This is a genomic window from Clostridium sp. HCS.1, from assembly GCF_047900555.1.
Lineage (GTDB): Bacteria > Bacillota > Clostridia > Clostridiales > Clostridiaceae > Clostridium.
The window spans coordinates 1,782,377-1,804,399 of record NZ_CP170704.1 but is presented as its reverse complement, the minus strand read 5'-3'; the positions used below and the strand labels follow the sequence as shown (position 1 = coordinate 1,804,399).

21 protein-coding genes are annotated in these 22,023 nt (G+C 27.8%); 4 read left to right on the top strand and 17 right to left on the bottom strand.

What is annotated here, in order from left to right; all coding sequences use genetic code 11:
• Positions 1 to 10: 10 nt before the first annotated feature.
• Positions 11 to 349 (bottom strand): arsenate reductase family protein, encoded by a 339-nt coding sequence (locus ACFYH6_RS08630; RefSeq protein WP_316343143.1) that lies wholly within the window; start codon positions 347 to 349, stop codon positions 11 to 13.
• Positions 350 to 492: 143 nt separating this feature from the next.
• On the opposite strand from ACFYH6_RS08630, the gene ACFYH6_RS08625 reads away from it, so the two are divergent.
• Positions 493 to 1,509, top strand: a complete 1,017-nt coding sequence (locus ACFYH6_RS08625; RefSeq protein ID WP_416179464.1) for a hypothetical protein — start codon at positions 493 to 495, stop codon at positions 1,507 to 1,509.
• A 137-nt stretch (positions 1,510 to 1,646) separates the two neighbouring features.
• On the opposite strand, the gene ACFYH6_RS08620 is transcribed toward ACFYH6_RS08625, so the two are convergent.
• Positions 1,647 to 2,858: a DUF6398 domain-containing protein gene (locus ACFYH6_RS08620; RefSeq protein WP_416179465.1), complete on the bottom strand. Its 1,212-nt coding sequence runs from the start codon at positions 2,856 to 2,858 to the stop codon at positions 1,647 to 1,649.
• A gap of 215 nt (positions 2,859 to 3,073) precedes the next feature.
• Here ACFYH6_RS08620 and ACFYH6_RS08615 point away from each other — a divergent pair, with 215 nt between their 5' ends.
• Together ACFYH6_RS08615 and ACFYH6_RS08610 are read left to right on the top strand one after the other, a co-directional pair.
• A complete protein-coding gene (locus ACFYH6_RS08615) occupies positions 3,074 to 3,703 on the top strand; it encodes a GerMN domain-containing protein (protein ID WP_416179466.1) in 630 nt (209 codons plus the stop codon).
• Positions 3,704 to 3,723: 20 nt separating this feature from the next.
• Positions 3,724 to 3,903: a hypothetical protein gene (locus tag ACFYH6_RS08610; RefSeq protein ID WP_316345374.1), complete on the top strand. Its 180-nt coding sequence runs from the start codon at positions 3,724 to 3,726 to the stop codon at positions 3,901 to 3,903.
• 62 nt (positions 3,904 to 3,965) lie between these two features.
• Here the strand turns inward: ACFYH6_RS08610 and ACFYH6_RS08605 are convergent, their stop codons facing one another.
• From ACFYH6_RS08605 to purB, 3 genes are all read right to left on the bottom strand, one after another.
• Positions 3,966 to 5,213, bottom strand: coding sequence for a hypothetical protein (locus ACFYH6_RS08605; RefSeq protein ID WP_416179467.1), 1,248 nt, complete (start codon positions 5,211 to 5,213; stop codon positions 3,966 to 3,968).
• Between the two features lie 204 nt (positions 5,214 to 5,417).
• Positions 5,418 to 5,585, bottom strand: coding sequence for a hypothetical protein (locus ACFYH6_RS08600; protein ID WP_316342917.1), 168 nt, complete (start codon positions 5,583 to 5,585; stop codon positions 5,418 to 5,420).
• Positions 5,586 to 5,722: 137 nt separating this feature from the next.
• Positions 5,723 to 7,153: an adenylosuccinate lyase gene (gene purB, locus ACFYH6_RS08595; RefSeq protein ID WP_316342916.1), complete on the bottom strand. Its 1,431-nt coding sequence runs from the start codon at positions 7,151 to 7,153 to the stop codon at positions 5,723 to 5,725.
• Positions 7,154 to 7,311: 158 nt separating this feature from the next.
• Between purB and ACFYH6_RS08590 the strand changes: the two genes are divergently transcribed.
• Complete coding sequence (locus ACFYH6_RS08590; protein ID WP_416179468.1) at positions 7,312 to 7,530, top strand: DUF378 domain-containing protein; 219 nt, start codon at positions 7,312 to 7,314, stop codon at positions 7,528 to 7,530.
• Between the two features lie 90 nt (positions 7,531 to 7,620).
• On the opposite strand, the gene ACFYH6_RS08585 is transcribed toward ACFYH6_RS08590, so the two are convergent.
• From ACFYH6_RS08585 to ACFYH6_RS08530, 12 genes are all read right to left on the bottom strand, one after another.
• Complete coding sequence (locus ACFYH6_RS08585; protein ID WP_136004919.1) at positions 7,621 to 7,881, bottom strand: HPr family phosphocarrier protein; 261 nt, start codon at positions 7,879 to 7,881, stop codon at positions 7,621 to 7,623.
• 188 nt (positions 7,882 to 8,069) lie between these two features.
• Positions 8,070 to 8,330: a stage V sporulation protein S gene (locus ACFYH6_RS08580; protein WP_016206312.1), complete on the bottom strand. Its 261-nt coding sequence runs from the start codon at positions 8,328 to 8,330 to the stop codon at positions 8,070 to 8,072.
• 159 nt (positions 8,331 to 8,489) lie between these two features.
• A complete protein-coding gene (gene rny, locus ACFYH6_RS08575) occupies positions 8,490 to 10,034 on the bottom strand; it encodes a ribonuclease Y (protein ID WP_316342914.1) in 1,545 nt (514 codons plus the stop codon).
• Between the two features lie 305 nt (positions 10,035 to 10,339).
• Positions 10,340 to 11,392 (bottom strand): recombinase RecA, encoded by a 1,053-nt coding sequence (recA, locus tag ACFYH6_RS08570; protein WP_316342913.1) that lies wholly within the window; start codon positions 11,390 to 11,392, stop codon positions 10,340 to 10,342.
• Positions 11,393 to 11,557: 165 nt separating this feature from the next.
• Positions 11,558 to 12,148: a CDP-diacylglycerol--glycerol-3-phosphate 3-phosphatidyltransferase gene (gene pgsA, locus ACFYH6_RS08565; protein ID WP_316342918.1), complete on the bottom strand. Its 591-nt coding sequence runs from the start codon at positions 12,146 to 12,148 to the stop codon at positions 11,558 to 11,560.
• The gene (gene rimO, locus ACFYH6_RS08560; protein ID WP_316342912.1) at positions 12,132 to 13,469 is read right to left on the bottom strand and encodes a 30S ribosomal protein S12 methylthiotransferase RimO; all 1,338 of its coding nucleotides are present in this window, start codon (positions 13,467 to 13,469) and stop codon (positions 12,132 to 12,134) included. The genes pgsA and rimO overlap by 17 nt, the downstream gene beginning before the upstream one ends.
• A gap of 83 nt (positions 13,470 to 13,552) precedes the next feature.
• Positions 13,553 to 15,937 carry a DNA translocase FtsK 4TM domain-containing protein gene (locus ACFYH6_RS08555; protein ID WP_416179469.1) on the bottom strand — a complete coding sequence of 795 codons (2,385 nt, stop codon included), beginning with the start codon at positions 15,935 to 15,937 and terminating at the stop codon, positions 13,553 to 13,555.
• 134 nt (positions 15,938 to 16,071) lie between these two features.
• The gene (locus ACFYH6_RS08550) at positions 16,072 to 16,800 is read right to left on the bottom strand and encodes a ClpP family protease (RefSeq protein WP_316342910.1); all 729 of its coding nucleotides are present in this window, start codon (positions 16,798 to 16,800) and stop codon (positions 16,072 to 16,074) included.
• 47 nt (positions 16,801 to 16,847) lie between these two features.
• Complete coding sequence (gene dapG / locus ACFYH6_RS08545; protein ID WP_416179470.1) at positions 16,848 to 18,047, bottom strand: aspartate kinase; 1,200 nt, start codon at positions 18,045 to 18,047, stop codon at positions 16,848 to 16,850.
• 18 nt (positions 18,048 to 18,065) lie between these two features.
• On the bottom strand, positions 18,066 to 18,392 hold the full coding sequence (locus tag ACFYH6_RS08540) for a YlmC/YmxH family sporulation protein (protein WP_316342908.1): 327 nt from the start codon (positions 18,390 to 18,392) through the stop codon (positions 18,066 to 18,068).
• A 65-nt stretch (positions 18,393 to 18,457) separates the two neighbouring features.
• Entirely contained in the window at positions 18,458 to 19,765 is a 1,308-nt protein-coding gene (locus ACFYH6_RS08535; RefSeq protein ID WP_416179471.1) for a M16 family metallopeptidase, read from the bottom strand.
• A gap of 128 nt (positions 19,766 to 19,893) precedes the next feature.
• Positions 19,894 to 22,002, bottom strand: coding sequence for a polyribonucleotide nucleotidyltransferase (locus tag ACFYH6_RS08530; RefSeq protein ID WP_416179472.1), 2,109 nt, complete (start codon positions 22,000 to 22,002; stop codon positions 19,894 to 19,896).
• Positions 22,003 to 22,023: the final 21 nt, after the last annotated feature.

Genomic DNA, 22,023 nt, shown 5'->3' with positions numbered 1-22,023 from the left:
CCCTACTTTATTATTCCCAATTATCCCAAACTTCTTTTTTATATCCTAAAGTTGATAAATTTCCATTTCTAACAATTGGAGAGTTAAATAATTTAGGATTATTTAATAGAATTTCTTCCTTCATTTCAGAACTTCTAATTTTATCTAAGTTTAAACTTTTATATTCTTTAGATTTTGTATTAATAAGGTCATTAATTGAAATATTTTTTTTAACAGAATTAAGTTCTCCCTTACTTAAACCTTTTAAATCTATATCTATATATTGAAATTTTATATTTCTTTCTTTAAAATATCTTTCTGCTTTTTTAGTATCAAAGCACTTTTTTCTTCCAAATATCTGTATATTCATTTTCTTCTCCTTTATATTTAAAGTTGCTTATTTATTATATCATAAAAGCCATTTTATTAAGATAATATCTTTGCAAAAACAATCACTTTTTATAATAAAATAAGTATATTAATTAATAAGATTAATATATAGGAAAGATGCTTATGAGTTATTTAATTATAGGTTTAAAAATTTTTATTATTGAATATTCCCTTTTATTTATCCATGAACTTATTCATTATATAGCTTCTTTAATACTAAAATTTAAAACTACTAGTTTTTATATTATTCCTTTTAATATATATAAAGAAAATTCAAATTACAGATTTAAGATTGCTTTTCTTAATAATGATTTTATTACTAGTAGATTACATTTTAATTCAATTAATTTATCTTCAAAATTTGAATATAGTCTTTTATTAAAGAAGTTAAGAATATACTTTTGGCTAGGTCCAATTTTTGATTTTCTTATATTTGTTATATTATTTTCTATAGGAGTTAGTAATATATCTTATTCTTATTTAGCTTTAGTTTCTTTAATTCATTTTTCACTTTCTACCGTTAATTTCTTTAATAGTGATGGTAAATATGCCATTGGATTAAAAGAGGATAAGAGAATAGCTTTTGATATAATTAGAAATTATTCTATTTGTGGAAATGGAAATATTTCTTATGCAACAAAAGGAATACTAACTGATATGCATATGGAAGTTTCAAAGGATATATCTATATCTCCTTTTGATGTAAATGATTTGTGGAACTTTCTAAATAATATTTCCTTTTATACAAACTTATTAATTAGCTACTTAAATAAAGATATTTTTACTTTACATCCTTCAACCCTTGATTTTTTTAATAGGTTAGAGGAGGATTTTGATGACATAAAAAAATATGATTATAGACAAGTTGAAAAGACCTCTATTTCCTTACTTTACTATCTAATATATAAAAAAATATTAGATAGCTCTTTCATTCCTAATGAAGAACTATCTAATAAAATTATTAAGGGACTTACTCATAATTACTATAAAAATCTTTATCTTTTATTTTTTAAAAACAAAATTAAAAATATAGACTATTTGCTAAATAAAGAAAATATGCCTCCTTCTATTTATACAATAGAAGGACATAGCAAACTTCTCTTAAACTTAGTTAATATATATAATAATAATTTAAAATAACTATATGCCTAAAAGGTGCTTTGTCACAAGAAAATAAATTATAAAAAATGTAAAATTATTAAATAAATTATCTAAGTAATTTACTTTATTAATTTAAATTGTGATACAGCACCTAAGGTTTACTTCAAATACAGCTTTTAAAGTCTATTTTTAATTTCCTTTACCCAATTTCTAGCTCCATTTACTGCATCCCATGCAACTTCTGCATTTTTCACATAATAGATTGCATCTTCTTCTGATCCTAAGCTTTTCAATTCAGGTTGAACCTTAGGAAGTCTTTTTTGCTTAGTTAGATAATTAACTACAAACGGATTTGATGCATTTGCAATTCTTAAGGCTCTTTCCGCCTCTTCTAATTTACCTAATTTAAATAAGTAAAGGGCTTTTGAAAATTTAGTAGCTGAAAGATAATCATCTTTAAACATTGATAATACTTTTTGAGTTTCTTCATCTTTTCCTTCAGCAATTAGCCAAGAAAGTAATACTCCTCTTATTAATAGTCTATCTTCAGGACATAATCTTAATAAGTCAGTGAATTCTTGTATGGCTTCATTTCTTTCATTAATACTCCATAATAAATTACCTAGTCTATATTTTGCACTATAATATGGTTTAGCCATTTCTAAGTCTAAATATTTACCTATTAATTTATCAATATTTTCTTCACCTATAACTTCTTTAGCTATTTCTACGGCTTTATTAGATAAGTTTTTTTGCTCTTCTTTACTTATAGAATTATCATAAGATAAAATTATATAAGCTTCTGCACATTTATTACTTATATTTAATGCTTCCTTTGCTAACTTAACCTTTTTATTAAAGTTTTTTTGATTCCATGCATCATTTGCAATTCTATTAGCTTCAATTAAATTCTTGTCTTCTTTTATAACAACTTCATCTTGTATCTGTTCTTTATTTTCTATACCAACAGATGTAGCTTCTGAATTGGAAACACTCTCACACTTTTTACTTTCCATTTCATTATCTTCTTTTGAAGATATTAACCATTTTTCCTCATCTATATTTATCATACTTCTTACTTCTTTAGATTTAGAAAGGCCTGTACTACTACTTACATCAAATAATTTGTAGAAATCTGAAGCCTTAATATCTATATTAGATTTATTTGTAAATAACCCATTTATTATACCAATTGAGTGAACAATTCCGCAGGCCCAAGAATTGGCCTTACCCTTATTTAATTTAGAGTTGTCTAACTTAAATATTTCTTCACATAAGTTTTCTGCAAGAAACAAGTATTCTTCATTTAAATTGTTTATACATACCTCTTTAATAATACTTATTATTTCTGAACATCTTTCGTTCCCTATTTCTATTGTTTTTTGCATTACTTATTTCTCCTTTTTTATGGTATTTAGACTTTAATAAATCATGTGTAAGCCGATGTTTTATATTATATGATATTTACATGCATTTTTCAAACATTACTGAAAACATATTTAAAATTCCTTACATTAATGTAAATTGTAATAATTTCCTTATTATGTTATAATGCTTTTATTAAGAATACATTAATTTAATTTGCTTAAAAGGAGGAGTTTATATGAAAAAAAGTTTATTAGCAATATCATTATCACTACTTATACCATTTTCTTTAATATCTTGTTCAAAATCAACTGAGGCTGGACAAAATGAAGATAATAAAGTTAATAATTCTACTACAACAAATAATAGTACAAGCTCTCAAAAAGAAACTAATACTAATGATGAAAAAGATAATGAAACAGTTGATAACAAAGATACTGAAAAAAAAGAAGATGTTAAAATATATTACTATGATGCAGTATCTGATAAAATTGTATACATAAATACAACTATAAATATTAATGGTAATAATGCCTCAGAGCTTTTAGTTGATGAATTAAAAAAGTCACCAGGTACCGATATATCACCTTCAATTTCTAGTGAAATAACTTTAAATTCTTCAAATTTAGATAAAGATAAATCTACTATTACTTTAGATTTCTCTTCTAATTTTGTAAGTGCACAAAACTTAGGTGGTGGTGCTGAATCTAGTACTCTTACTGCAATAACTAATACTTTCGGTGACTATTTTGATGTTGAAAATGTAATAATAACTCTAGATGGTAGCCCTTATTCATCAGGTCATATTCTAATGAATGAAGGTGAAGCTTTTAAAGTAGATTTAGAAGATGCTATTGAATTAAAATAATAAACGGAGGATGAAATTACATGATTTACGATGAAAGCAAATGTCCTAATTGTGGTAATACTACAAAAGGCGACGTTGTTTACAAATGTACTCAATGTTATGATGTATATTGTGAAGAGTGTGCAGGTGATGGCCCATTGGATACTACTTGTCCACATTGCGGTGATTTATCTGCTGAAAGATTATTTGCTATTAAATAATCTATTATATTTAATGTAAAGTTAAAAAGGAGCTGAAATCCAATCAGCTCCTTTTCTATTTTCTAATATTCTATTCCTCTTTTATAAAATAAATCATCTGATATAACAGCAACTCCAACTACTTTAACACCACTTTGTAACTTTTCTTCATCTACTGGATTCATAGGATATGAATTACCATTATATTTTAATACTCTAAAATCTAGTTTATCTTTTTTAATCAATCTTACTATTAAATTATGATATCCACTATTTATATCATCAGATACTATTATTGGTGGAATAACATCTTTAATCTTAGAAGTTACTATATAATCATTGTTTTTTTCTTCTAGTATTACAATAGTACCTCCTCTTGAAGTACAAAATTTTGGGCCTTCTAAATATGCTATTATTTGATATTTATCTGAATTGTTAAGTTTTATTCTATTATATAGATAATTTAATTTATCAAAATTAGGATTTAATAGAAATTCTTTTTCTATTGCTCTTTCAATTCTTAAATTAGCATTATATTCTGCTTCAATAAAATCTACATTTGAAAAGTCATATTTTTTATCTATAAACTCTTCTCTTGTAGGATTTGTTATCTTTTTGCTACTTTTTATTGAGACCTCCCTATTTAATTCCATAAAATTATCGTCTTCAAATCTTAATATACTAACTATTACACCTATAATATCATTTATATCTTCCCCTATGATTTTCTGTTTTAACAATAAATCAAATTTTTCTCTATCATTACTTCTAACTTGCAAAATTTCATAAGGAGAAAGAACCTGCCCCTGACATTTATTTATTAACCTTCCATCAGATTTATATTTTTCATTTAAATACATATAATCTTTATTTTCTATATCAATAATATAATTTACATTTTTATTACTATCAATTAAGTTAACTTTATAATTATCATTATATATAACCTTATATCTATTATTTAATAAATATTTATTTGAATCAAAGATTGGTTCTATTTTTCCATTATTAAATCTATATATTATAGATTTAATTCCTTTCAATTCTAGTTCTTCTTCTACTATAAATAAAATATCATCTTTGTCATTTGAGCTGAATTTCCCCAATATAATTCTAGGATTATATCCCTTAATATCTTTTAAATCCATATATGTTAATTTTCCATTTGATCCTTCTGATATAACTATCTCCATTTCATAATATAAAGTATTTTTTCCTTCATTAGCTTTTCTTCCTATTAAGTAAATTATATCTTCATCACAATCACTAATTATATTTCCAACTTTACTTAATACTATTTCTTTTGAAGATTTCTCAATATTTCTAATCATGAAAACTCCTTAATTATTAATATACTATTATATTATTAATTTATATTCTTTTTGCTATAAAAAAGATGATAGATATTTATATTACTTTACTTATCTACAACCTAAATATCTATAAGTATAATTATCTTTCCTACTATAAATAAAATAATAATTATAAAGAGGCTGCAAAAGCAGCCTCTTTATTGCAACTAATCATTAATAGTATTATATCTTTCCTTCACCTTCACAAAAGGGACACTCAAAATCTCCCTTTCCCCCACAAGTTAAGCACTTTTCATTTGGATAATTTTCTTCACCACAATCACATTTTACTCTCCCAGTTCCATGACAACTAATACATTTACTAATATAATTGCTGTTATTAGTATCCATAACTTTCCTCCACATCTCATCTTATCTATTAATTATTTACAAGTTTTTTTATTTTATTCAAAAATAAAAAAATATAATGTTAGTAATTAACTCTAGGATTTAAAGTTAAGCTAACATTATATTTTTTATTTTATATTTTAAACATTTATTTCACTTTTTATATCTAATGCTTCTTTATTCTCTTCTATAACTGGCTTTATATAGTTATCTATAAATTCAACAACTTGACTAGGTGCTCTACCAACAAATTTACTAGGATCTATAATATCTATTATTTCTTCTCTAGTTAATTTAAAGCTATCATCCTTAATTATTCTTTCAATAAGATCGTTATTTAATCCTTCTCCTTTTACTCTTTCAGCAGCCGCCATTGAATGAACTCTTATCTTTTCATGAAGTTCTTGTCTATCTCCACCTCTTTTTACAGTTTCCATCATAATATTTTCTGTAGCCATAAATGGAAGTTCGTTATTTACATGAGCTTTTATAACTTTTTCATAAACAACCATGTTTTCTGCTATATTTATATATAAATTAAGTACTCCATCTAATGCTAAAAAGGCTTCTGCTACTGAAATTCTTTTGTTTGCTGAATCATCTAATGTTCTTTCAAACCATTGAGTGGCTGCAGTAATTGCAGGATTTAAAGAGTTTACTATAACATATCTTGCTAATGAACTCATTCTTTCACTTCTCATAGGATTTCTCTTATATGCCATTGCTGATGATCCTATTTGATTTTTCTCAAAAGGTTCTTCAATTTCCTTCATACTTTGTAGTAATCTTAAATCATTACTAAATTTATATGCACTTTGTGCAACTTCTGATAATCTATTTAAAACTATTGAATCTAATTTTCTTGGATAAGTTTGACCTGTCACACCATAACTACTTTCAAACCCCATTTTCTTAGCTACGATTTTATCTAAAGCCTTTACTTTTTCTTCATCGTTATCGAATAAAGTCATAAAACTAGCTTGAGTTCCTGTAGTTCCTTTAACTCCTCTTAATTTTAATGTTGATAATAAAAAGTCTATGTTTTCTATATCTAGTAATAAATCTTGCATCCAAAGAGTTGCCCTTTTACCTACAGTTGTTAATTGTGCTGGCTGAAAATGAGTAAATCCTAAGGTAGGCATATCTTTATACTTAATAGCAAAATTTGATAAATGATTTAGAACAGTTACTATTTTCTTTTTAATTAATAATAGTCCGTCTCTCATAATTATAATATCAGTATTATCACCTACATAGCAGCTTGTTGCCCCTAAATGTATTATTCCCTTAGCTTTAGGGCATTGAAGTCCATAAGCATATACATGACTCATTACATCATGTCTAACTTCTTTTTCCCTTTTAATAGCATCATCATAATTTATATTATATATGTTTGCTTTTAATTCATTTATTTGCTCCTCACTTATATTTAAACCTAATTCTCTTTCTCCTTCAGCTAAAGCTACCCATAGCTTTCTCCACGTTGAAAATTTCATATCATCAGAAAATATGTAACTCATTTCTTTTGATGCATATCTTGAGTTTAATGGTGAATTATATAAATCTCTCATCCTTTGAAAACCTCCGAATAAATATTTCACTTTTTACTTCATCATTCGTATTATAGCATAATTCTTTTTTATTTTCAGCTTTTTATAATAATTTTAGGTTATATTTTTTTCTTATTACAATATATTATATTGTATATTATATATAGGGGGAATAGTTAATGTGTAAAATACACTTATTAGACAAGATATCTTTTATTTTAGTTTTAATTGGGGCAATTAATTGGGGGCTTATTGGTATTTTTAGTGTAAATCTTGTTGCTATACTAGTTGCAGGTTCTGTAATTTTACAAAGATTAATTTATATTATTGTTTTTGCTGCTGCTATAGATTTAATAATATTATTATTTAAATGTAATCCTTTTGATATTAATAGCTAACTACATAAATACTATAATGCTCTAAAATTAATTTTATCGAATAAATTTTATAACAAAGAAATAAAAAAGTGCCCTAGGGCACTTTTTTTATTAATCTTCTAAATTTGCTATTAAGTTAGCTATTTCTTCAACTGCTAGAGCTTCATCATCACCACTAGCTAAAACTGTTATAGCTGCTCCTTTAGTTACTCCTAAAGAAAGAACTCCGATTAAGCTTTTAACATTTGCTTTCTTTCCATTAAATTCTATGCTTACATCTGATTTGAAAGATGAAGCTTTCTTAACTAATAAAGTTGCTGGTCTCGCATGTAAACCAGTTCCGTTGTTTACTACAACTTCTTTAGATACCATTATACACACCTCTTTACTAATTTTTTAAAATAGTTATCTATTTAACTATTTCATTATATATGTAATTTTAAAAAAATTCAAGGCTTATAATCACTAATTTCTATATATAATGAAAAAGAACTACTTATTTGTAGTCCTTTTCTTTTTCCCCTAAATTAATTTACTTTTTTATAATTCCTTACAAAATACTATCTTGGTTGCACGATTAGTTTTATTGCTGTTCTTTCTTCACCATCAATTTCTATATCAGTGAATGCTGGAACACAAACAATATCTTTTCCGCTAGGGGCAACGAAGCCTCTTGCTATAGCAATTGCTTTTACTGCTTGATTTATAGCACCTGCTCCTACTGCTTGGATTTCTACTATATTTTTTTCTTTAATAATGGCAGCTAAAGCACCTGCCACTGAATTAGGATTTGATTTTGTTGAAACTTTTAATACTTCCACTTATATTTACCTCCTAGATAAAAATCGTTTACAATTTTACAAGAAATTACTCTTGCTATTTATATATTCTATATATTCTTTTAAAATCCTTCTTTATTATGAAAAATTTTTTTAAATAAAAATAAAGTACATTTTGTTTAACACAAAATGTACTTTATATTACTTAGCATAATCTACTGCTCTTGTTTCTCTAATAACGTTAATTTTAATTTGACCTGGATATTCTAATTGTTCTTCTATATTTTTAGCTAAACTTCTAGCTAATTCTACAGATCCAGCATCATCTAAATGTTCTGGTTTAACCATAATTCTAATCTCTCTACCAGCTTGAATTGCATATGATTTTTCTACACCTTCATAAGAATTCGCAATTTCTTCGAGTTTTTCTAACCTCTTAATATATGCCTCTAATGTTTCTCTTCTAGCCCCTGGTCTAGCTGCTGATATTGCATCAGCTGCTTGAACTAAAACAGCTTCTAAAGTTAACATTTCCACATCTCCGTGATGAGCTGCGATGGCATTTGCCACTACTGGTGATTCTCCATATTTCTTAGCTAAGTCACCACCTATAACTGCATGACGACCTTCTTCTTCTTTAGTTGCTACTTTACCGATATCGTGTAATAATCCTGCCCTCTTAGCTAAACTTACATCTAAACCTAATTCTGCTGCCATAACACCTGCTAAATATGAAACTTCAATGGAATGCTTTAACACATTTTGTCCATAACTAGTTCTATACTTTAGCCTACCAAGTAGTTTTATGATTTCAGGATGAACACCATGAACTCCAGTTTCTAGAGTTGCTTGTTCTCCTTCTTCTTTTATATCATTTTCCACATCTTTAGTAGCTCTTTCTACCATTTCCTCGATTCTAGCTGGATGAATTCTACCATCCACAATTAACTTTTCTAATGCTATTTTAGCTATTTCTCTCCTTATAGGATCAAAACTTGATAAAATAACAGCTTCTGGAGTATCATCTATAATTAAATCAACTCCTGTTAATGTTTCAAGAGTTCTGATATTTCTACCTTCTCTACCTATAATTCTACCCTTCATTTCATCATTTGGAAGGGCTACAACATGTACTGTTGATTCTGATACATGATCAGCTGCGCATCTTTGAATTGCAGTTGTTATAATTTCTCTAGCTTTTTTCTCTGCTTCTTCTTTAGCTCTAGATTCTATATCTTTGATCATAATAGCAGTTTCATGAGTTATCTCTCTTCTAACTTCTTCTAATAGGATTTCTCTAGCTTCATCAGTAGATAAAGATGCAACTCTTTCAAGTTCCTCTCTCCTCTTAGAATGTAGTTCCTGTACATTTGCTTCCATTTCATCGATTTCTTGTAACTTTTTATTTAGAGCTTCATCTTTCTTTTCTAAAAGATCTGATTTTTTATCCAAAGCTTCTTCTCTTTGAATTATTCTTCTTTCAAGTCTCTGAATTTCATTTCTTCTTTCTCTTGAATCTCTGTCTAAATCGTTTCTAAGTTTATGAACTTCTTCTTTAGCCTCTAATATTGACTCTTTCTTAGTCGCTTCTGCTTCTCTTTTAGCATTTTCTAAAAGGATTTCAGCTTCTCTTTCCAAGCCTTCTATTTTCTTTTTAGAAGCACTTTGTATAGCTTTATATAGTAATAAACCTGATACAATTAATATTACAATATAAATTATTATACCTATAAGAATCTTCTCCATAAAAACACCTCCTCCATTCATATAAACAATTATGCTTAAATGAAAATGTAGAGGTATCATACTTAATCTAACTGATATATGAAATATGATAAAACCAGTATTTGTTATTATTTTATATTAAAATTAAAATTATGTCAAGTTACTTATATAATACAATATAACAGTTAATGCTTAAATAACAGATATTAATATTAATTTTTTAATTATTACAATAAATAATTAAAAAATCGATAGCATAATAAATTATACTATCGATTATATTATTATCATATTTATATAATTATATTCAAAATTAACTATATTTATTACTCTTTATCTTTTTCTTTATCTTTCTTTGCTTTAACAGTAGTTTCTTGCATTATAGGTAATTCATATTTACTTCTGATTTGATTTTCTATATCAAGTGCAGTCTCTGGATTATCCTTTAAATATTGCTTAGCATTTTCTCTTCCTTGTCCTAACCTTATATCTCCATAAGAGAACCAAGCTCCACTTTTTTGCACTATTCCTTCTTTTACACCAACATCAACTATATTACCTGTTCTTGATATTCCTTCATTATACATAATATCAAATTCAGCTTGTTTAAATGGTGGAGCAACTTTATTCTTCATTACCTTAACTCTTGTTCTGTTACCTACTATGCTTTCTCCTTGCTTAATAGAATCTATTCTTCTTACATCAAGTCTTACAGAAGCATAGAATTTTAATGCTCTACCTCCAGTTGTTGTTTCTGGATTACCAAACATAACTCCAACTTTTTCTCTTAATTGGTTAATAAATATAGCTACACATCCAGTCTTTTGGATAGTACCTGTTAATTTTCTTAAAGCTTGTGACATAAGTCTTGCTTGAAGACCAACGTGAGAATCTCCCATTTCACCATCTATTTCAGCTCTTGGAACTAATGCTGCAACAGAGTCAACTACTATAACGTCTATGGCTCCTGAACGAACTAAAGCTTCTGCAATTTCAAGACCTTGTTCTCCTGTATCTGGTTGTGAAACTATAAGATTTTCTGTATCAACGCCTAAATTTCTAGCATAACTTGGATCTAAAGCATGTTCAGCATCTATAAAGGCAACTGCTCCGCCTCTTTTTTGAGCTTCAGCTGCAATGTGCAATGCAACTGTTGTTTTACCTGAACTTTCAGGTCCGTATATTTCTACAATTCTTCCTTTAGGGACTCCCCCTACTCCTAAAGCTATGTCTAAATCAAGGCATCCAGTTGAAATAGCTTCAATATTTAAAGAACTATCTTCTCCTAGTTTCATAACTGATCCCTTACCAAATTGCTTTTCAATTTGACTCATTGCATTTTCTATAGCTTTTAGCTTATCCATATCTATATTTCCCATATAGCACCTTCCTCTCTATAAGAACACTTGTTCTGTATATAAATTATAAAACATATATTGACTATAGTCAATATAGTTTGTAATTTATTTATTTTTTAGTAGTAAGAGTTCCAACTCTGTGAGCAGGAACTCTTATAAATTATATCCTATTTTTAGCAATTTAAACTATTTATTAGAATTTATTATATTTAAATTCTTTTTGAAATAATCATAACCTGATATTAATGTCATTATTACAGCTAAAAGCAATAATAATTTAGGACCATAATTGAATATATCCTTAATTATTGTACTACTTTCTACTAAAGAGATTAAATGTTTTGATGCTCCTATATTAATTTGTATTAATAAGGCTATTATTGCAGCAATTTGCGTTACTGTCTTAACTTTTCCCCACATACTTGCAGCTATAACTTTTCCTTCTGATGCAGCTATGGTTCTAAGACCTGATACTGCAAATTCTCTAGCTATTATTACTACAGTTGCCCATGCTGGCACAACTTGAAGCTCTACTAATGATATTAGTGCAGCTGTAACTAAAAGCTTATCTGCAAGAGGATCCATAAACTTTCCAAAGTTTGTTACTTGATTTCTGCTTCTAGCAATATATCCATCTAATTGGTCAGTTAATGAAGCAATTATGAATATAAAGGTTGCTATAAAAGTTCCATAGGGAATATTTTTAACTGCAATAAAAATTAAAAATAAAGGAACTAAAAATATTCTTAACATAGTTAGCTTATTTGCTAAATTCATCATATATCTCTCCTACTAAATCATACTCTAAAGCTTCTGTAATTATTACTTTTACCATATCGCCTTTTTTTAATTTATCTTTACTTTTTATTAATATGGTTCCATCAATTTCAGGTGCCATTTCTGAACTTCTTCCAATGAAAAACTTACCTTTTTCTCTTTCTATTATAGTATCATAAACTTTTGATATTTTCAATTTGTTTAAATTCTCTACTACTTTTTTCTGAACTCTCATAAGCTTATCTTGTCTACGTTCTTTTGTATCTTCATCAATTTGATCTAACATATTTGCAGCAGGAGTACCTTCTTCCTTAGAGTATTTAAATACCCCAACATTTTCTAACTTGTGTTCTTCTAAAAATTCACATAGCTCATTAAAATCTTCTTCAGTTTCACCTGGAAAACCAACTATTAAAGAAGTTCTTAATGCTATTCCTGGCACTTCTCTTCTTAACTTTTCTATTTTAGCAATTATAGTTTCTTTATTTGTTCTTCTTGCCATCTTCTTTAGAATATTATTACTAATATGTTGAATTGGTAAATCTAAATATTTAACAACCTTTTTATTATTAGCCATTTCTTTTATTAGCTCATCAGTAATTTCTTCAGGATAGCAGTAAAGAAGTCTAATCCACTCTATTCCATTAACCTGTGAAATACTATTTATTAATTCATGCAGCTTATTTTCTTTATATAAATCTACTCCATAATAAGTTAAGTCTTGAGCTATTAAAATAATTTCCTTAACGCCATTCTTAGCAAGAGTATTTACTTCTTCTAATATAGATTCTTTAGATCTACTTCTAAATTTACCTCTTATTTTAGGAATTATACAATAAGTGCAATAATTGTCACAACCTTCTGCTATTCTAACATATGCTGTATGTTTATCAGTAGTAAGTACTCTTACTCCTTCGTTAATATTGTCATCACTATAATTTGCAGCAAATATTTTTCTTTCACCCTTTATAAAATCTAGGATTAACTTATGGATTTTCATATAATCATTAACTCCCATAAGTATATCTATTTCAGGCATTAGTTCTAATAATTCCTCACCATATCTTTGGGTTAAACATCCTGTTGCAATTAACATCTTACATTTATATTTATGCTTATATTCAGCCATTTCAAGTATAGTATCAATTGACTCTTGTTTTGCGCTTTCTATAAAACCACATGTATTTACAATTATTATTTCAGCCTCTTTAGGGTCATTTGTTATTTCATAAAATTTATTTATGGTTCCTAAAATAAGTTCAGAATCTACTCTATTCTTATCACAGCCTAAGCTTACCATACCTACTTTATATTTTTCCAAAGTCTTTCCTCCTAAGTTCTAAAATATACTCATTTTTTCCTAAATATTATTTTAATGTAGATAAATAATATTTACAAGTTTTTTTACTCTTCAATATTTAATTCTTCTTTAGTTACTAATATTTGCCTTGGTCTACTTCCATCCTTTTCCGATATTATTCCTCTTTCTTCAAGTTCATCCATTATTCTAGAAGCCCTATTAAATCCAATTCTAAGCTTTCTTTGAAGAAATGATGTTGATGCTTGATTATATTCTACAACTATTTTAATTGCTTCATTTATAAGTTCATCGCTATCACTATCTTCTGAAAGCTTTCCTCCATCTTTACTTTCACTTTCAATATGTTCTATAATTGATTCTTCATATTGGATTTCTTCTTCTTCATTCTTAATGAAATTTACTACCTTTTCTACCTCTTCTTCAGATATAAAGGCACCCTGAACTCTTATAGGTTTATTTTCTCCTATTGGATAATAAAGCATATCTCCTTTTCCAAGTAACTTTTCAGCACCTGTTTGATCTAGTATTGTTCTTGAATCTATACCTGAGGAAACAGCAAAAGAAATTCTTGATGGAATATTTGCTTTTATTACTCCTGTAATAACATCTACAGATGGTCTTTGAGTTGCTATTATTAAATGCATACCTGCTGCTCTTGCCATTTGTGCTAACCTACATATATAATCTTCTACATCATTTGGGCATGCCATCATTAAATCTGCAAGCTCATCTACAATAATTACTGTATATGGTAATTTTTCTTCTATTAATCCTTTATCAAATAATGAATTATAGCTTTCTATATTTCTTACAGATGCTTCTGCAAAAAGCTTATATCTCTTATTCATTTCATTAACTGCCCAATTTAATGCAGCTGCTGCCTTCTTAGGATCTGTTACAACTGGTATTAAAAGGTGAGGAATTCCATTATAGACACTAAGTTCTACAACTTTAGGATCCACCATTAATAATTTTACTTCTTTAGGACTATATTTATATAACAAGCTTACTATTAATGTATTTATACATACTGATTTACCAGAACCAGTAGCCCCTGCAATTAATGTATGCGGCATAGTTGCTAAATCTCCCACAACACATTTTCCTGATATATCTTTTCCTAAGGCAAAAGCTAGCTTCTTTTTACTAGTTTTAAATTCCTCTGAATCTAATACTTCTCTTAAAAAAACTGCTGTTTGCTTATTATTTGGAACTTCAATCCCTATTGCAGCTTTACCTGGAATAGGAGCTTCCATTCTTACACCACTTGCCGCTAATCCTAAAGCAATATCATCTTGTAAATTAACGATTTTAGAAACTTTAACCCCAGGACTAGGCTGTATTTCAAATCTTGTAACAGATGGTCCTTTAGTTACTTGAACAACATTAGCCTCTACTCCAAAATCATTTAATATTTCTTTTAATTTACCTGCATTCTCTATTAGCTCTTTTTTATCTTCACTTTTTAATTTTGTTTTACTATTAATATTTAATAATTCTATTGAAGGATGAATATAAATCTTCTCTTCTTTTTTTTCTGTAGTTAAGCTTTCTTCTATTTCTTTACTTACTACATCCTTTACAGAATTATCTAATTTTTCTTTTTTCTTATTTTTCTCTTCATATACAGGTTCTCTGCTATTTTCTTGTTTTTCTTCATTAAATACTTCTATATTAAAGGGATTATCTTCTTTTAAATTATTTTCATCAATAGAAGCTTCTAGCATACTATCTTCTAAAGAAGAATTTTTCATAAAATCTAAGATTTTTATTTTATTGTTTATACCCTTTATAAATTCTTCTCTTTCTTTTTCTTCTTCTTTAGGTACAACTTCAATTAAAGGTACCTTTTCCTTAATATTATTTTCTTTTGATTTTTTAGCTTTAACTTTTTCTTCTTTACTAAATTTACTCTTAAATATTAAAGCTATATCGTATAATGTAATATCAGACATAAGTATAATACCAATTGATATAATTGCTAAATATAAAATATAAGACCCTATAAAACCAATCAACATCCCTAAAGGATAAGTTATTGTGTGCCCTAAAAGCCCCCCATGAATACTTTGGGTTTCCAATATTAATTTCCAAGTATCATAAAAGCCTTTTTTTTCTTCTAATATATTTATACTAGCTGTAGCACAACCTAATGTAATTGAAAATATAATTAATGTAAGTCCAAAAACTCTCCTGGTTATTTTTATATTTCCATTTGAAACTATGGTGCAATAGCCAAAATATATTAAATACATTGGAAGAATAAAAGCACTAACTCCTATCATCTTATAAATTACTTCTCTAGATAATGTAGATAAAGCTCCTGCCCAAGTGGTATATATGGCTATAGATAATAAAATACCTAAAGCTATATATATTACACCTTTAATATCTCCATTTTCTTTTGTATTACTTTTTTTACTTGTGTTCTTTTTACTGCTACTCTTTTTCACCTTACTTCTAGACACAGAATCACCTCGCATTATCCCACTTTTTGTAAGTTAATTCTTTACATAATATTATTATAAACATTAATAAAAAAAAAGCAATTTAAATAAAATTTCTGTCATTTAAATTGCTTAATATATTTATAATAATATTTTTATAATTCCTTACTATTTTCTTTTTCCTTTATTAATTCTTTTAATTTACATAAAGCATCCTTTATTCCACCTTCTTCATCAATGAGTCCACATTCTACAGCTTGCTTCCCTATTAATATAGTTCCCATATCATTAAGTAACTCATCAGATCTTAACATCATCTCTTTTAAATCAGCTTTATTTATTTTTGAAGTTCTAACTATAAAATTATCAATTCTTTCTTGCATCTTTTGAAAATAATTGAAGGTTTGAGCAACTCCTATTACAAACCCATTCATTCTAATAGGATGAACTATCATTGTAGCTGATGGTGTAATAAATGAATAGCTAGAGGAGGTTGCAAGCGGCACTCCTATTGAATGTCCTCCACCAATAACAATAGAAACTGTAGGTTTAGATAAAGAATTTATCATTTCGGAAATTGCAAGTCCTGCTTCAACATCTCCACCTACGGTATTTAAAATTATTAAAACTCCCTTTACCTTATCATTTCTTTCCATTGCTATTAATTGTGGTATTACATGTTCATATTTAGTAGATTTAGTTTGAGCAGGTAAAACTTGATGTCCTTCAATTTGTCCTATGATTGGCAAAATTTGAATGCTTTCATCTTGAGCTGTTCCATTAGAAGTACCAAATTCTATAATTTCCTCTCTTTTTTCCTTTGCCTCTTTAAGCTTTTCCTCTTCTTTTTCTATATTATTATTAAGTTCTTTATATTCATACATAATAAAATCCTCCTATACATTAATATTTTGTACAAGAGGATTTTATTTTATTCACTTAGGTTAAAGGCTTTATGAAGTAAATTTAATGCACTATCAACATAATCTGATTTTATTAAGCACCATATTGTCATGTTAGAATCTGCTGTTTGAAGAATTTCTATGGAATTTTCAGTTAAGGTATTCATTATTTTAGCCATTATTCCAGGAACTCCTCTCATTCCAGTTCCAACCATCGCAATAGTACTACAGTTATCAGTAAAACTACATAGTATATTTACTTTATTTAATACCTGCTGAAGTTTTTCTTTTCTATTGGAATCAATAGTAAATATTTGTTCAGTAGGAAATATATTTATTAAATCTAAACTTATTTTTTCCTTTGCTAATATATCTAATAAATATCTATATTTTTCATTATTTCTATTATCCTTTAGTCTAACGGTAACTTGAGTTCTATTATTTAAATGAGTTATACCAGATATTATTTTATTGTTATTATTTCCATTGCTATTAATTAAAGTCCCATTACAGTTATTCATAGTATTTTTTATTAATATAGGTATATTAGCTTTTCTAGCACAATCAACCGCTTTAGGATGTATAACCTTTGCTCCTTGATCTGCTAGTTGAAAAATTTCATTGTAGCTTATAGAAGATATTAAAGTTGCATCTTTTACTATTCTTGGATCAGCAGTCATAATACCATCTACATCTGTATATATTTCTATTTTTTCTGCTTTTAAAGCCTCTCCTAATATACATGCAGATGTATCACTACCACCTCTGCCTAAAGTGGTAAAATGCCCCTCTTCTGTTATTCCTTGAAATCCAGTTACTACTGGAACCTTACCTAATTCTATTATTTTTAAAATATATTTTACATCTGTACAAATTAATTCTGCTTCTGAAAACTTTTCATTAGTTATGATACCTGCCTGCCCACCAGTAAGTGGAATTGCATCTATGCCAGCATTTATTAATGTATTACACGTTATAACTGAACTTATTAATTCTCCACAACACATAAGCATATCAACAGCCTGTAGGTTATTTCTTTTAAAATTATTATCTACTAAAGATAGTAAAGTATCAGTTGCATAAGGTTCTCCCTTTCTTCCCATAGCTGATACTACAACAACAGGGGAAAAGCCTTTTTCTAATGCATCATTTACTTTTGAAGCTACTTTACTTCTTCTCTCTTCTGTAGAAACCGAAGTTCCTCCAAACTTTTGTATAATTATTCTCAAGCAATAACCTCCCTAAGTTTATGCTCTTGCTCTTTTAATTTTGTTCTTATCAGCTGAAACTACAATTACGTTAGTCCCAATCTTTGTAATATAGTTCCATGGAATTTCAACATATTCCCTGCTACCAAAAAAACCGAATTTACTTCCAGCAACAGCAGCCACTATAAATTGTAAATTCCCATTTTCATCAATAATAAAATCTAATGCTTGTTGAGTATCATATTTTTCTGCTTCTTCTGTATTAAATATTTCATATCTTTCTAAATCACTTAAAAGCCTATATCTTGATTCTCGTTTAACTTCTTCTTCATAAAAACTATCCTTTTTTCTATCATCTTTAAACATAAGATCACCTCCATATCATCTTATGTAAATCTTATGATAGAAATTTATTAATTATTACATATAAATTAAAGTCTTACAGTTGCTTCATTTATAGAATTATCATAGGCTTTTATATTAGGCTCTAATATTTCATTTAATTTTTCATATTCTATATCTTGACCTACATAAGCTGAACTTATTATGCCTGGTTTAAAGCATGTATCTAATACATAATTTATGTCATCATTATTTATATTGTTAATTCTTTTTATAACTTCTTCTTGAGTTTTAATTTTATTCTGTAATAACATATTTTTAGCATTAGAAAACATTCTTGATGAGGTGCTTTCAAGACCTAATATATAATTTGCTTTAATTTTCTCTTTATTTATTTCTATTAAATCATTAGAAATACCTTCTTTAGCAAACTTTTTAAGTTCCTTATTTATAACATCTAAAGCCTTTTCCGCTGATTGTTTACTTACTCCAGTATAAATATTATTTATTCCAATTCCCAAGTATGGATGTCCATATGAATATACACTATAACAAAGACCCAATTCTTCCCTTACTTTTTGAAATAAAATTGATGATGCTCCACCACCAAAAACATTATTAAGTAATACTAAAGAATAAGCTTTTTCATGTGCGTAAGGTAATCCCTTTAAAGATAAGTTAATATGAAGTTGTTCAATTTGTTTATTAGTATATTTACTATCATTTAATAAGATTGGCGTTTCATAAGTTGGAATATAATCCTTATCTCCATCCCACTCTCCAAAGTTATCTTCTAATATTTTTATTAATTCCTTTTCATCAAATTTCCCACATACTGAAATTACTGAGTTATATGGCGTATAATGAGATTTCACAAAATTCTTTATCTTTTTGCTGTTAAATGACTTAATATTTTCTATGGTTCCTAATATAGGATAGGATAATGAGTTATTTCCAAATATAGCTTCAGCTTGATTATTATCTAATACATCTTCTGGAGAATCTTCGCTCATATTGATTTCTTCAATTACAACTCCTTGTTCCTTTGCTATTTCTTCATCATCGAACTTAGAATTTATAAGCATATCAGCTAAAATTTCTACAGACAAATTTAAGTGGGTATTTAAAGCTTTTATATAATAGCAAGTAGCTTCCTTGCTAGTATAAGCATTAATTTGACCACCTACATTTTCTATTTCCTGAACTATTTCCTTTGAACTTCTCTTTTCTGTTCCTTTAAAAAACATATGCTCTATAAAATGGGAAATTCCATTAACTGATAAATCTTCATTTCTAGAACCATTTTGTACCATAACACCAACGCTTATTGAATTAACATGATCTATATATTCGGTCACTACTCTCAGTCCATTTGTTAATTTATAAATATTATACATATGCTCTCCTTCTATTTTTAAAGTTATTATATTAGTATTATTCTAATTTAATAAATAGTTATGTAGTTATATTTAAAATTTTATCATATAAAGAAAAAAAGGCAATAAATTGCCCTTTACTAACATTATTATTCTGTTTTTTCTTCTTCTGAACTATCTACTAAAGCATCTTTTCTTGAAAGGTTAATTCTTCCTTGATTATCTATTTCAGTTACCTTAACTAATATTTCGTCACCAACTGAAACAACATCTTCTACTTTATTAACTCTTGCTTTATCTAGCTTAGATATATGGCATAATCCTTCTTTATTTGGAAGAATTTCTACAAATGCTCCAAAGGCAGCTATTTTAGTAACCTTTCCTAAGTAAACTTCTCCAGCCTTAACTTCTTTAGTTAATCCTTCAATAATTGCTATTGCTTTTTTAACTCCTTCATGTTCTGGTGAAGATACGAATACTGTTCCATCTTCTTTTATGTCTATTTTAACTCCAGTTTCTTCTATTATCTTATTAATAACCTTACCACCAGCACCAATTATGTCTCTTATCTTTTCTGTATCTACATTTATTATTGATGTCTTAGGTGCATACTCAGAAACTTCTTTTCTTGCTTCTGGAATACAAGCATTAATTTTATCTAAGATTTCTAATCTAGCTTTTCTTGCACCAGTTATAGCGTCTTCTATTACTTTAAAGCTTAATCCTTTAATTTTAGTATCTACTTGAATTGATGTAATACCTTCTACAGTTCCAGCTACTTTAAAGTCCATATCAGCAAAGAAATCTTCAATACCTTGAATATCTGTTAATACTTCTTCTCTTGATAAATCTTCTGATGTTATAAGTCCCATTGCTATTCCTGCTGCTGGTCTCTTTAATGGTACACCTGCATCTAATAATGCTAAAGTACTTCCACATACAGATGCTTGAGATGTTGATCCATTAGAGCTTAATACTTCTGAAACTAATCTTATTGTATATGGGAATTCCTCTTCTGAAGGTATTAGTGGTTCTAATGCCCTTTCAGCTAAAGCACCATGACCTATTTCTCTTCTTCCTGGCCCTCTTAAAGGTTTAACTTCACCAACTGAGTATCCTGGGAAATTGTAGTGATGCATATATCTCTTTGACTCTGCTTCTCCAATACCATCTATAATTTGAATATCACCAACAGCACCTAAAGTAGCTACAGTCATAACTTGAGTTAATCCTCTAGTAAATAATCCTGTTCCATGAGTTCTTGGTAAAATTCCAACTTCACATGATATAGGTCTAACTTCATCGAATGCTCTTTCATCTGGTCTTCTATGATGATTCAATAACATATCTCTTACAACTTCTTTTTGCAATCCATATATTATTTCTTTAACATCACCTAGATTATCAGGATACTTTTCCTCGAATTCTGCATAAACTTTTTCATTTACTGCATCCATAGCAGCATTTCTTTCGTCCTTATCAGTAATCCACATTGCCTCTTTTATCATAGCGCTAGCGAATTCTTTAATTTCTTCTTCTAACTCTTTATTAGGCTTATACAATTCTGGTGTTATTTTTTCTTTACCAAACTTAGCCATTGCTTCTTCTTGGAATTTAATTATATCTTGACAGCTATCAAATCCAAACTTAATAGCATTAAGCATTACATCTTCTGGTATTTCATTACCACCAGCTTCAATCATCATAACTCTTTCGCTTGTTGCACAAACAGTTAATTGAAGAATACTTTCTTCTCTTTCTTTAGATGTTGGATTTAAAATGAATTTTCCATCGATTAGTCCTACATGTACTGCTGCAACAGGTGTTGTAAAAGGTATGCTTGATAAACATAAAGATAATGACGCTGCATTAATTGCTAGAATTTCTGGTAAATTATCCTTTTCAACTGATACTACTGTACAAACTACTTGCACATCATTTCTATATCCTTTTGGGAATAAAGGTCTTAAAGGTCTATCTACTGCCCTCCCAAATAATATAGCATTTTCTGAAGGTCTTCCTTCTCTTTTTATAAATCCACCTGGGATTTTACCAACTGAATATAATCTTTCCTCATATTCTACACTTAATGGGAAAAAGTCTATTCCTTCTCTTGGTTTTTCTGAAGCATTCACGTTAGTTAAAATAACTGTGTCTCCATAGCTAATAAAAGCTGCTATATTTGATAACATTCCGATTTTACCAAATTCTAATTTAAGCTCTCTACCAGCTATATTTGTTTTCATTACATTGTTCATTTTGTAACCTCCCTTCAAGGT